Here is a 16,015-nt window from a genome sequence, read left to right as displayed (position 1 = left end):
TGATTATCCGATATATGCTACAGCGCTGTTTCCTGCGATCTCACCAAATACGATGATATCAGTTACAGCAGTTCCGCCGAGACGGTTTCCGCCGTGAACGCCTCCGGTAACCTCACCGGCTGCGAAAAGTCCAGGGATAACCTGTCCGTCAGTATTGATAACCTCTGTAGCTGTGTCGATCTTAAGACCACCCATTGTGTGATGGATTCCAGGTGTAACAAGAATTGCATAGTAAGGTGCTGTTGCAAGGTCATTGTCATTAGAGAATGATGTACGTCCGAACTCTTCGTCCTTCTTGTCAGCCCAAATCTTAGCCCAGCCTTCCATAGTCTCCTTAAATGCATCTGCAGGAACACCAATTGCCTCAGCGAGCTCTTCATAAGTCTCACCCTTTATGCCATAACCTGCATCAAGGTATCCCTTATATACAGCAGAATTGTCGATCATCTTCTGATCAAGAATGAGCCATGCAGAACCATCTGTCTGCTCGATCTCAGCTGCAGAAACCTTATCTCTTGTAGAAACCTCATCGTAGAAACGCTTTCCTTCCATATTAACAAGGATAGCACCGTCTCCACGAACACCTTCTGTAATAAGGTGAGCATTTCCATCCGGATCAACATGAACTGTAGGATGAATCTGAATCTGATCAAGATCAACTGTATCAGCCTTTACATCATCAGCAGTTGCCATTGTGATACCCTGGCCCTTGGCACCGTCAGCATTTGTTGAAACGAAGCCCTTAAGGTCAGGTCTGTACTGCTCAACCATCTCAGCATTTCCACCGAAACCGCCTGTTGCAAGAATAACTGCCTTGGCATTAACAGTAACTGTGTTTCCTGTCTCGCCTTCAGCAACTACACCCACAGCCTTACCATCCTCCATGAGGATCTTATTAGCTGTTGTGTTGTAATAAACATCAATGCCTCTGTCCTCAACATTCTTTGTAAGAATAGGAACAATGTAAGCACCAACTGCTGCTGTCTTACCCTTATCATCTACCGGACGATGGATACGCTTTACAGAAGCACCGCCTGCTGCTCCAACCTGTGGAAGATCAGCGCCATGCTCCTTAAGCCATGTGATCGCACCTGCTGAGTTCTCTGTAAGTGTCATAAGAAGCTCAGGATCGTTGATTCCATGTCCGCCAATGATTGTATCAAGTGCCATAAGCTCTGCAGAATCGAAGTATCCTTCAGGAGCAGCCTGGTAAGCATCCCACTGCTGCTGAACAGTAGCTGCAAGCTTTGTAATTGTCTCGTTGTCAGCCCACTTCTCCTTAGCTGTAGCAAGTGTCTTCTCAACACCGTCAGCCTCTGTGAACTCATTAGACTTCTGCTCTTCTGTTCCTGCGGCATTAAGTCCACCTGTTGAACGAACAGTATTTCCGCCGCCCATGGCCTGAGACTCAAGGATAACAACTGACTTTCCTGCGTCCGCTGCTGTGATAGCTGCTGTCATACCGGCACCGCCCATACCAACAACTACAACGTCAGCATCAACTGACATATCTTCAGCCTGTGCAGCTGCAGCTTCAACTTCAACTGATTCAAGATCTTCCGGCTTAAGTCCTGCCTCAGCAAGAGCAGCTGTTGCAGCCTCAACGATAGCCTTTGAAGTAATGGTAGCTCCGGAAATTGCATCAACAGTAACTGTATTGCCTTCAATCATCTTGGCAGGAAAATCTTCGATGGCTTTGCTTCCGATACCAGGTGTCTCTTTCTCACCAACGATAGCAACATCCTTGATCTTTCCGTCTTCAAGGGTAAGTGTTACCTTTACAGGTGAGCTCTCACCACCCATACCAACTGCAGTACCCTCAAAAGTTCCGGATACTCCGCCTTCGGCTGCCTTTGTATCAGCCTCTGCAGCTGCCGCTGTTGTTGCTGCAGCTGTGGTCTGATTTGTGTTACCGGCGCCACATCCTGCAAGTGTAGTAGCTGTCATGGCACCTGCCACAACAACTGAGGCTACTTTTCTCCCTAAGCTTCTATTTTTCATACTTTCTCCATTCCGCCACTGATCCAACGTGGCATGCATAGTTATAAAGAGACAATGTCTCTCTTACTACTAAAATCTTAAGCCCATAGATAATTTTGTCACATGGACACAAGTTTATGTGGGAATATTATCAAAGTCCTATAGATAATGCAATACATATCTGTTATATTATTCACGAGTTTAGTGAAAATTCATTATTAACAGACAGTTTTCCTAGTCTCACACTATAGGAACATATTTATACAGCCAAAATTGGCGGACTCAAATCCACCTGACGCTGACTTATTATTTATATCGGAGATTTTTTTATGAATATTATAGATAAGATGGAACAATTTAAAGATGCTTATACTTCTAATGAAAGAAAGCTCTACAATGTTATCTCCAGGAATCCCAATATCATCCATAGCTACACCATCTCACAGGTGGCCGGCTATGCAGAAGTATCGACTTCAGCTATGCTTCGTTTCTGCAAGCGCCTCGGTTTTAACGGTTATAAGGAATTTAAGTATGAAATGGAATCCTGGCTTCACTCCGAGAACATTAAAGCATTTTCTGATGAACCTTTACAAAGAATTGCTAACGCTTTTTCTGAGGCAATACATGCCATTCCGGAATACTGTAATAAGGATCTTCAATGTCTGGCTAATGACATTATAGACTCAGACAAAGTCATCGCTCTTGGACGCTATAGAAATAAATCCGTATCCGATAAGCTGTGTATGAACCTCACGAATCTTGGAGTATCATGTCAAACCGCTTCAGATCTTCTGACTTATGAGCATTTTGAAAAGATTATTACCAAAGATACTACTGTTATTATTTTCAGCGTACTTCATGATATGAAATCCTATATAAATATTATAGAAGAAATCGCTCAGCTGACTGATAAATTCTGGCTCGTCACAAGTACCGAAAAAAAAGCAGATCAACTGGGATTCAGGCATGTTACAGTTCTTCCTTCAACGTCCGGAGGAACCGGTTCTTTAGATCAGCAGGCTGTTATGATGGTGTTTGTAGAGATGCTTACCTATCTATTACGACAAAAAATATGATGCCTGGGTCAAAAGTACCAAATCATGTACTTGTTCATTCGAGACTATATTACCCTCCCTGAACACCAATGTGTACATTAGCTCTAATCAGTGTGTAACAAATACTTGTGACACTCACTGATGATGTAGATTCAAAGTCAAACAAAAGAGGATGTGAACCGGGTTCACATCCTCTTTTTATGAAGGGTACTTTATGTTAAATCAGGTTAGGTAAAGATATCGGCGTCCTGATCTAAATACGCATCGATACCATTAATATAGAAAATCGAATACACTGTTATTCGTTAATCACAGTTCAATCGTGAATCATCTCATTAAATACGTACTCACAATACTCTGAATTACACTCATACTCGCTGGCAAGACGTACGCACTTAGAAAAATCTTTAAAAAACTTGATCAATGCTCTCATTTCGTAATCCTTTCCGCTTTAGATGAAATCCAAATATCAAGTCTAATCTCTTTCGCGTGTTCTAAAGCAATCAAACTAATCGGTTCGTCTGTAACGGTGGTGTATCCTAACACTACGAAGCACTCGTGTCAATCACGTATTTCAATTTGTACAATTTTGGGCTAACAATATGTGCAACATGCACAATTCATTGTCTATTCTCATTTTTCAACTATAGTGAAATAACGATTTAAATATGATGTATCCCCCTTCGATTTTTAAATCTATAAGGATTCCTGCTCAATGTACACGAATGTGTACATTGACGATAATCACTGGCAGATATTGATTATCCGATTATTACTTAGAACATTGTCATTATTATATTTATGTCTAAATTTCTTTCGTTTTTTATACATTTTTTATACTTTTTTCATAAATAACTTATTATAATTTTATTAGCGACGAATATTTCTTTATCAATAATTTATTTATTGAATCTATTTTTAAGGGGAGGCAAAAATGGATATTATTATTATGAACGGAATTCTCACATTGGCCATTGTTTCAATCGGTTACTACATCCTTGAGGCATTCATTTCACTCTTTATGTATCAGTCTACCCCTTTGGAGAGGGCTAAACGCAGAAGAAATATGTTAAAAGCATTTTCTGTAATAAACGGAACGACCAGAAAACGTAAGAGTGGTCATCAATTAAAAAGAGTGGTTAATTCATGATATAACGCATTTTTTCTATATTAAAATATGATTTTAAGCCTTATATAGTAAAATGCTTCAATGACACTTTTCAGTTATTATTTATCAACTGATCTCAAGGTAAAAAAAAGGAATACTTTAACAGTACTCCTCTCATACAGATCTGTTTTGTCACTGTGATGTAAGCATTTTACACTCTAAAGTGAACGTGCTCTACACATCTGTGAGTGACAAACACTTTTGTATTTCACAACTAAATATGAAATCATAAACTCGTCCTCTAACTTGGAAACGTGTCCCCTCATAACAACTTAGTACAATTTACGGACGAACCATAATATTTATCTCCGGGAAGACGTGAAATTGTGCCCTTCACGTCTTCTCACTTTTTATAATCAGTGTAGAAAAATAACCTGCTTTATCAGGTATTTCTTCTGAAAATAAGTTCTCATTTTCCATTCCACAGTTTTCAATAAGATACATCTTTCTATCCCGAAACATCTTTTTCAATTCCTTCAGATGATATCCTGACTTCATTATAACCATTGTGCCATCAAATGATGTAACAATCTGTTCCGGTGTTGTAATTATCAGTTTTTCATCCTTCATTGCAAGGCTGATCATTGACTTTGCCGCAGCTGCAGAATATGAATTGATTCCGTTTATGATTTCTGTTTCATAACCTTTACTTTCTATTCTTTCAAAGACATAAAATGCAGTTGAATAAATACAGGGATCTCCAAGGGTAATCATAGATACATCTTTTCCTGTATTAAGTAAATTGATAATATCATTTGCAGCATTATCATGTGATTTTTCCAACTGTTTCTCATCTCTTGTCATTGGAAATTTCAGATAAATCGTTTTCTTTTGCCTGACCTCAGGAATTGCCTTACATGCAATCTGATATGCCGTACCCTCTTTTCTCCCATCTCCGGGATATGCAATGATATCTGCATTCTTTATATTTTTATATGCTTTTATCGTCATCAGTTCCGGGTCTCCGGGACCAACACCCACTATATAAAACTTTCCTGCCATACTTTATATATTATCAGCAGCCCTTTCCATCTATAGAACATGTCTGACCGTTTTTTATAACATTGTATCCTTCGTTTATTAGAAAGTTCTCCCAATCTAGTATCGCCTCTTTGTTTTCGGTGATTATGACAGGAATACCTATTTTACCTGTTCCTTTTATATCGGTAAAAGCATCATTAGTATCTCTAATCTTCAGGAACACTGCCATATCATGCAGGGATTTTCCTATATCTCTAAAGTCATACTCTATATCTGTCGCATCCAGACTTTTCTTGAAATTGATACAATCAATGCAATCATCTCTTCCATATACCTTAATCATACTTTCCTCCTTGCTGAAACACTAAGATGAATAAGAGAATTATTCGTATTTCAATTACTACTTTATTAAAAACGCTAAGTAAAGCGTTTCCCTGGCCGGGTTTTAGATGCGAAGCATCAACTTCCTTTGAAAATCCATACCATCCACCAGATGCTCTAAGGAAACACTGATATTATCAATTTTTCCTTAGTTATCCCATTAATCATCTTATCATTATTGGTTCTGTTTCTTATTAGTTACTTTTCTATATACTCTATCATATTTTTACTCTTTATATAATGTAAGGTCAAAAGTACCAAATCCCGTGATTGCAGATTGATTTGAGACTTTATGCTCCGGCTGTACTGTTACTTTGTGAACCGGGTTCACTTTTTTCTTGAATGTGTATCAAGATACTTTCTCTTACTTTCTTCATAACGCTCAACACGTGTCATGTAGTAATTTACTTCGGAATCCGACACATATTACCAATACTCGTGAAATGAGTGTAAACGGCTTACCTTCCTTGCAATGTAGAGAAGCCCATAAAGTACTTAGGAAAATTCAAAATATTCATAACATAAGAATACTGATCAGAGTGCTCCCTGGCTGGATTTGTGATTCTAAGCATCAATTTCTTTTAAAAATCCGTGTTTTGACTCCGGAAACTTTAGGGAAGACTGATTTAATCAATGTTCCCCGGAAATAATCCTGTTTGAAGCGCTGATAAATGAAGATCAAGATTCCCTTCTTAATATGTTTCACGGAATCCGGAGAAACGTTTCACAGAGTTTCAATGCACTATATATATGTATCACGGCATCGTCATTATCCATATATAGTGTTTTTTATATATTTTTTATATTTGCTTTATATATGTTTCACGCTATTAGATGGCGTTATTTTACGAAATTTTTTTATACTAAAATTCAATCAAAATCATATTCGAATACTGTTTTTACATTATTTAATCATCTAAAGATTTCTATATAAACAGATTCAAAAATTGAACCGGGTTCACTTTTTGGGAATGCTTCCATTCATATCATTATTTTGATTGCTAATAAGTTTCATGAAGACAGACTCACTAGTACGCTTACTAAAAGTGGGATGTAACTACATGATACGCCCCACATGAATTATTTAATATTCCTTTAAAATTATGCACTACATCTCCAACCTCTCGACACGAATTAAATTGGTCTGACATTTCATGCAACGTATAATGAAAAGCCGTACGAAAACGACTTTTAAACCATAAATCATATGTAAAACAAACTAATAAATTATAATGTTCTTTATCACTTTAAAAATATCGTTAAGACATGGTTTATAATGTAATAAAAGATTGAAATATTTAGTATCAATCAATATCTACAATAAAAGGAGAATTATATATGAGCTCAACTGAAAGAAGATTTAATCCCGGAGATATAGTTAAGCATTTCAAACGAGAAAAATGTGAACCGGGTACACATTTATATCTATACCAGATTATCGGAACAGCTATACATTCTGAAACAAGGGAACAAATGATAGTTTATCAGGCATTGTACGGTGATTATAAATTATTTGTAAGACCCTACGATATGTTTATGGGTGAAGTAGATCATATTAAGTATCCTGAAATAAAACAGACATATAGATTTGAAAAATATAACCCTGACAGACAATAATCAGAAATAAATTAATGAAACTCTGATTAAAGCGTTTCATTGGTCGGATTTTTGAAGTGAAACATCAATCTACTTTGAAAATCAGTGCTTCAAAGCCTTCGAGCAGCAAAAATATCATAACAAATCCAAAACAATACCAATATTCTCTATTTAAAATTAGTAAAGTAAAACTAAATGTAACGAATTTTTAAAGCATAAATATTTCATTTACGCAAAAAATATAGTACAATAAATAGAATCAAAATTTTTTCCCAAACATTTGTATGGAGGAATCATGAGTATATTATGTGCTTTCAATAAAAAAGGTGGAGTAGGCAAAACAACAAGCTGTGTAGAGCTTGCATGTATTCCAACATTAGTCGGTAAAAAATCCCTTATAGTCGATATGGACTGTCAGGGAAATTCCAGTCAGGTATATCGCGCCTTTGATGAAGAAAAGCCTGATGTTACTGATCTCCTCTTCGGTGATGCCACAATAGACGAAGTACTGGTTCATTCAGAATTCGGAGTTGATGTATTACCCAACAACAAGCATGTCAAAAGACCGGATCAATACTTTTATAGTAACGGTTTTCAGGAAAAGGATCTTTATAGACTCAAAGACATTCTTGATAAGCTTAAACCTGAATACGATACGATAATCATCGATAACAATCCTGCGGCAGACAGTTTTTCTGATATGTCTCTTATTGCTTCTGACTATGTTCTTATACCGGTAGATTCTGCAAACTTTTCCTATGATGGAATTTCCGATGTAATTGAAGACTATTACAGAATTCAATCAGACTACAACAGTGATCTGCAAATACTTGGTGTCCTTCTGGCACATGTTAAGGCAAGAACAACACTGGTAAAGCAAAAGTATTCTGCATATGATTCAATGTTCCAGAACATAGCACTTAAGTCAGTAATCAGAGATGATAACAACATTGCAGAATCTCTATCGAGATATATGCCTATCTATTACTACGATAAAAAAACTAATGCCGGCACAGATTACATAAATGTAGCTCAACAATTATCCCTTATAAACCTGGATGATTACAAAAAGCTTTTAAAAGAATATTCAAACGCCAAAACAAGATTTGACATGGAACAAAGATAAGGAAGTAACCATATGGCATACAAAAAAGAGCCTGCACCATTAGGCTACAGTAACCAAAAAATATTATTACAAAATACACAAAAGAAACTGGATACAGTGAGTCTTGATCTCGGTAACGGATCCAAGATTGAAATGCTTCAGTATGAGAAACTGGTTTCTTTCCCGGATAACCGTGATATAGATGATACTGATATAGATGTATTTGCAGAAAACATCGAACGTAACGGATTTCAGTCGGCAATCGTTGTAGCCAGAGAATTTGATGGCGGTGAATCAAGAACAGGAAAGCCAACAGGAAACTATATCATAATATCAGGTCACAGAAGGTATGCTGCTTTCAGTATGATACTAGAGAAGAATCCTTCTTTCATGCATAGAAAGATTCCGGCACTTATTCTAAGAGATGATATACCATGGCCTGAACTTGAAGAATTAAATCTTCTCATGAACTATGATGCGGTATCTGAAGCATCTCATCCGGGAGATATGCGAAAAAGAGTTGCAAGACTTATGGAACTCCTTCAGAAAAGAGGCATTGAAAAGAAGTTATATGATAGAATCGCAGAAAAGCTCTCTATATCATCCAGGCAGATACGTAAGTATGATTCAATAAATAAAAATCTCATCGTAGGTTTACAGAATCTCCTCGATGAAGAAAAAATATCAATAAATCAGGCAAATCAGTATGCCTCAAGAAGTATCTCTGTACAGAATTATATACTGGACTTCATTAATGAAAAGGGTGAAGCTCTTACTGAAGATGAATATCAGCAGCTAAAGTCTCAGGATGAAGAAAATATCAGACTTCAGAAAGAGGCTGAAGAAAGATTAAAAGAAAATGAACTTAAACTCAGAGAACAGGAAGATGAAATCAAACGCCTGAAAAATAAAACTATTGAACTGGAGTCTTTGGTTAATGATGATCAAGATATAAATGAAAAGGCATCACAGGAGCTTATTAACACTCAGGCACAATTAAGACGTGCAAGAGAAAAAGCTGATAAATATCAGAAAATATTGAAAGATGCCAAGGAAGCAGATGCAGAACAGATTAATAAAACTATAGGTATATCCGCTCCTATCGCAGTCAATGAAATGCTTTCAAAGATTAATGATAATGTAGTTAAGCTTGGAAAACGAAAAGAAAAAAGAGGTTACCAGTTCAGTAAGAATGATGTACAAAAGATCAGATCAATTATAGATGATCTAAAAGCGCTTATCGAGGAAAACTGATAAAACCATTTACACCTGATAGTGATAAATCATACTAAAGTAGTACACTTATTTTCATACTAATAAAGAAATATCATAAACCGGATATAACATTACACGATAATGTTACTTCCGGTTTTTTTATATAAAAAGTTCAAATAATAAAAACTACTACTACATTGTATCCCAAGGATTTTATTCAGAAATCATTATTGCGTAATTCTGACGTTATTGTAGTAGTAGATAATCTTAATATATCTATTTTATTTATTTTATCATCTTATAGAAGAAATCCTGTCAGAGTTGAGTCAGCATACGTTGAAAAGAGAGTGGAATTACGGAATAAATTGAGTGAATGTACGATAGGATTTGCGTTAAAATACGGGAGAGTTGAGTGCTTATACGGTACGTATGTTTGGAAGTAAAATCACTCAACTTCCGTAGAAAACATATAAAAGTTTAGAAGATATGCGGAATTATATAGTTGTTTTACGCCAACTTATAGCAAAATTACGGTAAGGTTGAGTGATTATACGTAACTAATAATTCGTGTAAGATGTAAATTTAGAGAAAATATACGGAAAAATACTATCACTGATGTGAAACTGTTGAGTTTTTATACGGTTTTAGGTGAAAAGAATAGAAAAAAACGGTTACAGGTTGAGTTCCGGGGCGTATGAAAAGCTGGAATAAGAGTGAAAGTAGAGTGAAAATACGGACGAAGGTTGAGTTGATTTACGGTGGAATAACATCAATAAAGTTTTTTATTCAGAAAATGATCTCAAAAAGTATTTAAAGTTGAGTAAATGTACGGTTACAAATGACAGAAAATCGATAAATAAGCGATTTCTGATTATGAAAGTTGAGGGAAGTTACGGTAATTATAACATTTGTACGGTAAGTTGAATGGAAATACGGTATATTGTAGAAATATACGGAAGTTGAGTGCAAAATTTGAGAGAATTAACGGTAGATATTTGATTACAGTTGAGTTATATTACGTCTACTGCTCACTCATCAGGTGAAAATGCGAAAGTTGAGTAAACATACGGTTTATTTATAGATAAATTGGCGTATAATGACTCATGAAAATAGCTTTTTCGTATAAAAGTTGAGTGAATATACGGATATTATTGTTGCCAGATCACGTGAAAGTTGAGATTATTTACGGTTCACCGGCCCAAAAGATATCGAAAAGAGAGTATATATACGTATAGTTGAGAAAATATACGTCAGAGTTGAGTAAACTTACGGTACTTGTTTTATTGAAATAGATAAAATATTAAATTAAAATGGAAATTAAGAAAAAAGAGAGAGTTATCCGTACAATCACTCAACTTTTATTTATGAATTACAGGAGTTTATGATTTTATGAGTCATGGTATAGAAAAAGCTCGTAAGCAAAAAGTTGCAAAAAGCACGAAGATGGTGCAGGAAGGAAAGTTCTCGCTTACACTGGTTGAAAGTAAGGCTGTTAACTATCTGATTTCAAAGATAAAGCCTACAGATGATATCAATACGGTATATACATTTAACTGCAGCGAGTTCCAACAGATAATTCATAGAAGTGCTTCGGCCAATAAGCTTAGCTATACAAATACAAAGGCTATATTGAATGATATAGGACAGAAAACATGGTGGATCACACTTGAAAGCGGAAAAGAGGCGATGGTTCACTGGCTTAATGTCGTTCATATGGATCCGGGAAGCGGAGATGTAGAGATAAAGTTTCATGAAGATATGTTTCCGTTTCTCTATAATCTGATGACGGATAAAGAAAAATACTACATAGCTCCACGTCTTGAGGAGACATCTTTGATGACTCACAAGTATTCTCCGAGAATATTTGACCTTTTAAGATCATATCAGTTTAACAATAAGACATGGACCTTTGAACTTGGAACCGGAACAGATAATGACTTTATGAGAAAGATTGCTGACTGGGAGCCGGATCCGAATAAGAAGGGAAAAAATGTTGCCAAGATTCCAAAGAGCTGGTCAAAGTTTTCATTTTTTGAAAGAGATGTACTTGCGCCTGCAAAGGAAGAGATAAATCATTACACAGATATAAAGATCGCTTATGAAGCTTTGAAAACAGATGCGATGGGAAAGAAGTACAGAAGACCTGTGCGCATCAAGTTTATTATGCTCCCCAAGACAAGTGGAGAACTTAAAGAAACTCAGAGTATACTTGATTCAGAGTACAATGGTAACTTTGACAATATTGTAGATGATATGGAACCTCATCAGATGACTATAGAGGAGTCTTTCTTTATGCAGGATAAATTGCAGAGAGAAAAGGAAGAAGCTGAAGTTGTTGAGGTTGTGGTTGAGCCTGAGAATGCAGACGAGTTAGCTGAAAAGAGAGCTGAGGAAACACCATATCCTATTTTCTACATGGCCATATATAAAGATTTTACCGAGAGAGAGATTGAGAATCTTTATCACGCATGTATAAGAAATCTGGAACCAAGACAGATACGTATTGACGCTTATGATGCATGGGCAACAGATTATATGTCTCATTATTATCAGTGGATACAGGCAACTCCGGAAGATACTAAGACAACAACCTATAAGCGTCTTTTGGCTAGTCTTGTTAATGATTACGATAAGATTGCACAGGAACCCAGTATGTGGGACAGGAAAGACTGATTATTGATAAACCCTGAAGGATACTATTATATGAAGAGATAAGACTCGATTATGTCGGAAGTTATGGTCATAAATCAGCATTAATAAGTTCCAGCAGGGGTGGTTTTGTAGTGTGGGCATTGGATAACGATTTGTGTCGTGCAGGGCACAAGGGATGGAGAAAATGGCAAAATTAAAAGAATACAAGAATGGAATCGTCGGAATAAAACATGGAACTTATTATGTAGTTGCAGGTACCGGTGATACATTTGATATTATAGATAAAGAAAGAAATATTATTGAAAACGGATTCAGCACTATAGGAGATGCAGAGTGGAGAATCGATAAGATTTCCGCAGATGATGAGCTTTCAGAGTATATTAAGGAAGCGTCACAGATGACTATAGGACAGCTTACCGGAAAAATGATGGAGATATTTAACGCCTGGGATGGAAAAGTTATGCCTAAGGATGAGAAGAAAAAACTGGATATAGTTGAGACAATAAGAAACAGAAAAGCCAAAAAGCAGGAGATATAAGTCACATTAAGCATTTGGAGAATCATGGAAAGACATACATTTTTTGCCACAATTTCTAGAATGAAGTATATAGAGAGATGGGCCCTGATGAGAAATTCAAGGCCCGAAAATTTGAGCGAGCATGCGGTAGAAGTATCCATGATCGCTCATGCTTTATGTACGATTGGTAATATAAGATACGGAAAGCACCTGAACGGAGAAAAAGCAGCACTTATAGGTGTATATCATGATGCAGCTGAAATCATCACAGGTGATATGCCTACACCTGTTAAATATTATAATAAGGAAATTCGCGAAGCATACAAATCTGTAGAACATATAGCAGAAAACAGTTTGCTGGAGAGATTACCGGAAGATCTGAGACCTTCATTCAGAAGTATATTTGAAGCAGATGTTTCTGATGAGAATGACGCATATATGCGTAAGCTTGTTAAGGCTGCTGATAAGATTTCCGCATTGATAAAATGTATAGAAGAGGAAAACTCAGGAAATCGTGAGTTTACTACCGCTAAGGAAACAACATTAAAATCATTGGAGAAGATGAGGGACAATTATCCGGAAGTCAGGGATTTCATGGAAGAGTTCCTTCCTCCATACGGAAGTACTCTGGATGAATTGGCGATATAAGAAGAAAAAGTTGCGGGGTAAGAGTGCTCACAGGACAGAGACATTATCCATAAACATATTTTTATGATGTTAGGGTCAAAGGTATCGGATCATATAGCTATGCTATGATTTGACACACATCATTTTTTAAAGGTAAAGATTATGACTTATTTTGGAAAATTCTATCTTGATAAGGAAAAAGACATTATCGTTTCACTCTTTTTGGATGATGAAAAGATGTCTTATATCCTTGAAACACCAAATCACGGAACCGGTAATCTTATCACCAACCTTGCAAAGGTTTGCGAGTTGCCAATCACTTACAATGCTGAGGGACTGAAGATCATAGAAGGCAAAGTTCCATGCTACATTAATGGTGATAACCGTAAGGTTTATATTCTGAGAATGGGAAATACAAAGGTTGCCAATATCTATCCCGACGGGCAAATCGAGAGAAAGGCATATATTCCTGCCATCTCAAAGACCTTCATGAGTCAGACCAAGGACTATACCTTCGATATTAATAAAACTCTGGTGAAGACTTATATATTTGAAGATGTGAAGTTCCGTTCAGACTTACATACGCACAGAAGCGCAAATCTTAGCCCGGATGTACTCATTGCGCTGGGTATTCATCATCAGATCAGATATCCATACTATTATGTTAAGAAACTGGGGCTTAAGATAACTCCGGAACAGAGAGAGGCTCTGGAAAAACAGAGGGCAGAGGTTGCGATAAGATTTAAAGATTGTGGTCTCGAGGGTAAATATCTGGACAGAAAGATAGATGACAATACTGAGATCAATTTCGCTGATCTGATACTGAACAATATTTCCGGAAGCAGATACAACATTCCGAAAATCAGAGCATCCCTTGCGGTTATGAAGGATGGTCAGGCGGTATTTACTAATCTTGAGAAAGTTTATATCTACAGATATGTATTTACAAAGGGTGTTCCCGCCGGAGAGAGAATAGAGATTAAAAACTTTGAAGCGATACCGGATCGGGATATAGTCGAAACACTGAAGCAGATGGAGCGCGACAGAAGAAATCCTGACTACGCTGATAATACACTTTATCAGGATGGACTTCTCTGGGTAGCGAGAGCATATCAGAATAATGGTATCACTTATGCAGAGATGTCGGATACGGCACTGGTTAAGAAATCCGAAGCAGCTCAAACCCTTAGGGAAATACATGAAGTGATGCCCAGGATTACAAGAGAAACCGGTGTCACTATCAGATTCCTTGCCGCCCTTAGGCGTATACCGCTCACGATATTAAAGGATCAGGTGGCACATGGTAATTATTTCACCGAGAATCTGCAGGTTTTGAAAGCTGTAGCTGTTGATCCATATGTAGCGGGTAGTGATTTCGTTGGAGAAGAGATAAACGATATTCTTGAGCTTAAGCCGGTTATAGGAGCTGTTGTGGATATCGCAAGAGATATTCCTTCATATGTTATCAGAATACATGCCGGTGAAAATGATTCTCTTCCGGATAATGTTTATAACAGTATAACCTGCGTTGAGGAGTCTCTCAATGAAGGACAGAGATTCCCGCATATGAGAATAGGTCATGGTCTTTATACAGCGGATCTTTGTACAGAAAAGGGTAGAACCCTTCTCAAGAAAATATGTGAATACGGTGTGACACTTGAGTTCCAGATCACATCCAATGTAAGACTTAACAATCTTTCAAGACTTGACACGCATCCGTTAAAGCAGTATCTGAAAACCGGTATTTCATGTGTTCAGGGTACTGATGGAGGTGCACTTTACGGAACGGATTCCATAGATGAACAGTTATCGCTTGAGCGTATGCTGGATCTCAGTCATGATGAACTGTTTAAGATGAGAACCTCCGAGGATGAGATCGTACAAAGATCCATGAAGGAGTTCAATGACAAGATTCAGAGTTTCTATGCAGCCTGCGGCGGTATGCCAGTTGAGGATTATCTCAACAAACGAATACGCGATGAAGCGGATGACTTCATGGATATGGATGGAGGAGAAAGACAGTATGACAGCTCCGTAGAGCTTCATGATAAGATACGTGAACTTCCTGAAGGTAAGGTACCTATAGTCGTAGCCGGTGGAAGCTTCAATAATTCGGAGCATGTAACCGAGGTTAATGAAAAGGAGCTGAGTCTTTTGGATGACCTTCTTCAAAAGGGGGATCCGGACAAGATGTTTTTTGTGATTGGACCTGGCTTACTTGGGTACGAAAAGCATGTTCTTGATAAGGGTAAGGATAAGTTCGACATATTTGCTTTTGTACCTGCAACACTCACTGAAAGCGAGATGGAAACTCTCAAAAACAGTGATGTAAATGTAAGAGTCTCAATTGAGTCATCTCCGTTAGGTACATATAAGAGCATTGCCTATGAAGTGTTCAAACGTCGCCAGTCTGTGATGATAGCACTGGACGGAAACAGCGCGGCATGTAATCTGATGCAGGATGCAAGAAACAGTAAGTATGAGAGCCGTATATTTGTTGACGAGGCATCTGATGTTCTTAAATCAAAGGCTGAATCGCTGCAGGGTTACATAACTTTCATAAATGACAGTGGTGATACGGATGAGATATTGAGATATGTTGAGAAATATTACGGTATATGTAATGATCGGTAAGTGATTTTACGCTCAGGTAGTTTCTTTAGAGCCTCCGGCCTATGGCACGGATTTTCAAAGGAAGTCAATGCTTCACATCGAAAATCCGGCTCGGGAAACACTTT

12 protein-coding genes are annotated in these 16,015 nt (G+C 37.2%); 9 read left to right on the top strand and 3 right to left on the bottom strand.

What is annotated here, in order from left to right; all coding sequences use genetic code 11:
* Positions 1 to 3: 3 nt before the first annotated feature.
* Positions 4 to 2,001 (bottom strand): flavocytochrome c, encoded by a 1,998-nt coding sequence (locus BM294_RS12635; RefSeq protein ID WP_091208951.1) that lies wholly within the window; start codon positions 1,999 to 2,001, stop codon positions 4 to 6.
* 308 nt (positions 2,002 to 2,309) lie between these two features.
* Between BM294_RS12635 and BM294_RS12630 the strand changes: the two genes are divergently transcribed.
* Both BM294_RS12630 and BM294_RS12625 read left to right on the top strand, forming a co-directional pair.
* Positions 2,310 to 3,056, top strand: a complete 747-nt coding sequence (locus BM294_RS12630) for a MurR/RpiR family transcriptional regulator (protein WP_091208947.1) — start codon at positions 2,310 to 2,312, stop codon at positions 3,054 to 3,056.
* A 913-nt stretch (positions 3,057 to 3,969) separates the two neighbouring features.
* Positions 3,970 to 4,185 (top strand): hypothetical protein, encoded by a 216-nt coding sequence (locus tag BM294_RS12625; protein WP_091208945.1) that lies wholly within the window; start codon positions 3,970 to 3,972, stop codon positions 4,183 to 4,185.
* A gap of 351 nt (positions 4,186 to 4,536) precedes the next feature.
* Here the strand turns inward: BM294_RS12625 and cobI are convergent, their stop codons facing one another.
* On the bottom strand, positions 4,537 to 5,205 hold the full coding sequence (gene cobI / locus BM294_RS12620) for a precorrin-2 C(20)-methyltransferase (protein WP_091208942.1): 669 nt from the start codon (positions 5,203 to 5,205) through the stop codon (positions 4,537 to 4,539).
* Positions 5,206 to 5,218: 13 nt separating this feature from the next.
* Positions 5,219 to 5,527 (bottom strand): hypothetical protein, encoded by a 309-nt coding sequence (locus BM294_RS12615; protein WP_091208940.1) that lies wholly within the window; start codon positions 5,525 to 5,527, stop codon positions 5,219 to 5,221.
* A 1,376-nt stretch (positions 5,528 to 6,903) separates the two neighbouring features.
* On the opposite strand from BM294_RS12615, the gene BM294_RS12610 reads away from it, so the two are divergent.
* From BM294_RS12610 to BM294_RS12580, 7 genes are all read left to right on the top strand, one after another.
* Positions 6,904 to 7,182, top strand: coding sequence for a DUF1653 domain-containing protein (locus BM294_RS12610; RefSeq protein ID WP_091208937.1), 279 nt, complete (start codon positions 6,904 to 6,906; stop codon positions 7,180 to 7,182).
* Positions 7,183 to 7,456: 274 nt separating this feature from the next.
* Positions 7,457 to 8,287, top strand: coding sequence for a ParA family protein (locus BM294_RS12605; protein ID WP_091208934.1), 831 nt, complete (start codon positions 7,457 to 7,459; stop codon positions 8,285 to 8,287).
* Between the two features lie 12 nt (positions 8,288 to 8,299).
* Positions 8,300 to 9,520, top strand: coding sequence for a ParB/RepB/Spo0J family partition protein (locus BM294_RS12600; RefSeq protein ID WP_091208932.1), 1,221 nt, complete (start codon positions 8,300 to 8,302; stop codon positions 9,518 to 9,520).
* 1,350 nt (positions 9,521 to 10,870) lie between these two features.
* Positions 10,871 to 12,154 carry a replication initiation protein gene (locus BM294_RS12595; protein WP_091208929.1) on the top strand — a complete coding sequence of 428 codons (1,284 nt, stop codon included), beginning with the start codon at positions 10,871 to 10,873 and terminating at the stop codon, positions 12,152 to 12,154.
* Between the two features lie 163 nt (positions 12,155 to 12,317).
* Positions 12,318 to 12,671, top strand: a complete 354-nt coding sequence (locus BM294_RS12590; RefSeq protein ID WP_139225891.1) for a hypothetical protein — start codon at positions 12,318 to 12,320, stop codon at positions 12,669 to 12,671.
* A gap of 24 nt (positions 12,672 to 12,695) precedes the next feature.
* Positions 12,696 to 13,298 (top strand): 5'-deoxynucleotidase, encoded by a 603-nt coding sequence (gene yfbR / locus BM294_RS12585; RefSeq protein ID WP_091208924.1) that lies wholly within the window; start codon positions 12,696 to 12,698, stop codon positions 13,296 to 13,298.
* A 141-nt stretch (positions 13,299 to 13,439) separates the two neighbouring features.
* Positions 13,440 to 15,911 carry an amidohydrolase family protein gene (locus BM294_RS12580; RefSeq protein WP_091208921.1) on the top strand — a complete coding sequence of 824 codons (2,472 nt, stop codon included), beginning with the start codon at positions 13,440 to 13,442 and terminating at the stop codon, positions 15,909 to 15,911.
* Positions 15,912 to 16,015: the final 104 nt, after the last annotated feature.

Source organism: Oribacterium sp. WCC10 (assembly GCF_900113415.1).
GTDB lineage: Bacteria > Bacillota > Clostridia > Lachnospirales > Lachnospiraceae > Oribacterium.
The sequence above is the reverse complement of the archived record's forward strand: the minus strand, read 5'-3'. Positions and strand labels throughout refer to the sequence as shown.

Bases quoted from the DNA above. Each gene is read 5' to 3' on its own strand.
- BM294_RS12635 (WP_091208951.1), bottom strand. From the start codon at position 2,001: ATGAAAAATAGAAGCTTAGGGAGAAAAGTAGCCTCAGTTGTTGTGGCA.
- BM294_RS12630 (WP_091208947.1), top strand. From the start codon at position 2,310: ATGAATATTATAGATAAGATGGAACAATTTAAAGATGCTTATACTTCT.
- BM294_RS12625 (WP_091208945.1), top strand. From the start codon at position 3,970: ATGGATATTATTATTATGAACGGAATTCTCACATTGGCCATTGTTTCA.
- cobI (WP_091208942.1), bottom strand. From the start codon at position 5,205: ATGGCAGGAAAGTTTTATATAGTGGGTGTTGGTCCCGGAGACCCGGAA.
- BM294_RS12615 (WP_091208940.1), bottom strand. From the start codon at position 5,527: ATGATTAAGGTATATGGAAGAGATGATTGCATTGATTGTATCAATTTC.
- BM294_RS12610 (WP_091208937.1), top strand. From the start codon at position 6,904: ATGAGCTCAACTGAAAGAAGATTTAATCCCGGAGATATAGTTAAGCAT.
- BM294_RS12605 (WP_091208934.1), top strand. From the start codon at position 7,457: ATGAGTATATTATGTGCTTTCAATAAAAAAGGTGGAGTAGGCAAAACA.
- BM294_RS12600 (WP_091208932.1), top strand. From the start codon at position 8,300: ATGGCATACAAAAAAGAGCCTGCACCATTAGGCTACAGTAACCAAAAA.
- BM294_RS12595 (WP_091208929.1), top strand. From the start codon at position 10,871: ATGAGTCATGGTATAGAAAAAGCTCGTAAGCAAAAAGTTGCAAAAAGC.
- BM294_RS12590 (WP_139225891.1), top strand. From the start codon at position 12,318: ATGGCAAAATTAAAAGAATACAAGAATGGAATCGTCGGAATAAAACAT.
- yfbR (WP_091208924.1), top strand. From the start codon at position 12,696: ATGGAAAGACATACATTTTTTGCCACAATTTCTAGAATGAAGTATATA.
- BM294_RS12580 (WP_091208921.1), top strand. From the start codon at position 13,440: ATGACTTATTTTGGAAAATTCTATCTTGATAAGGAAAAAGACATTATC.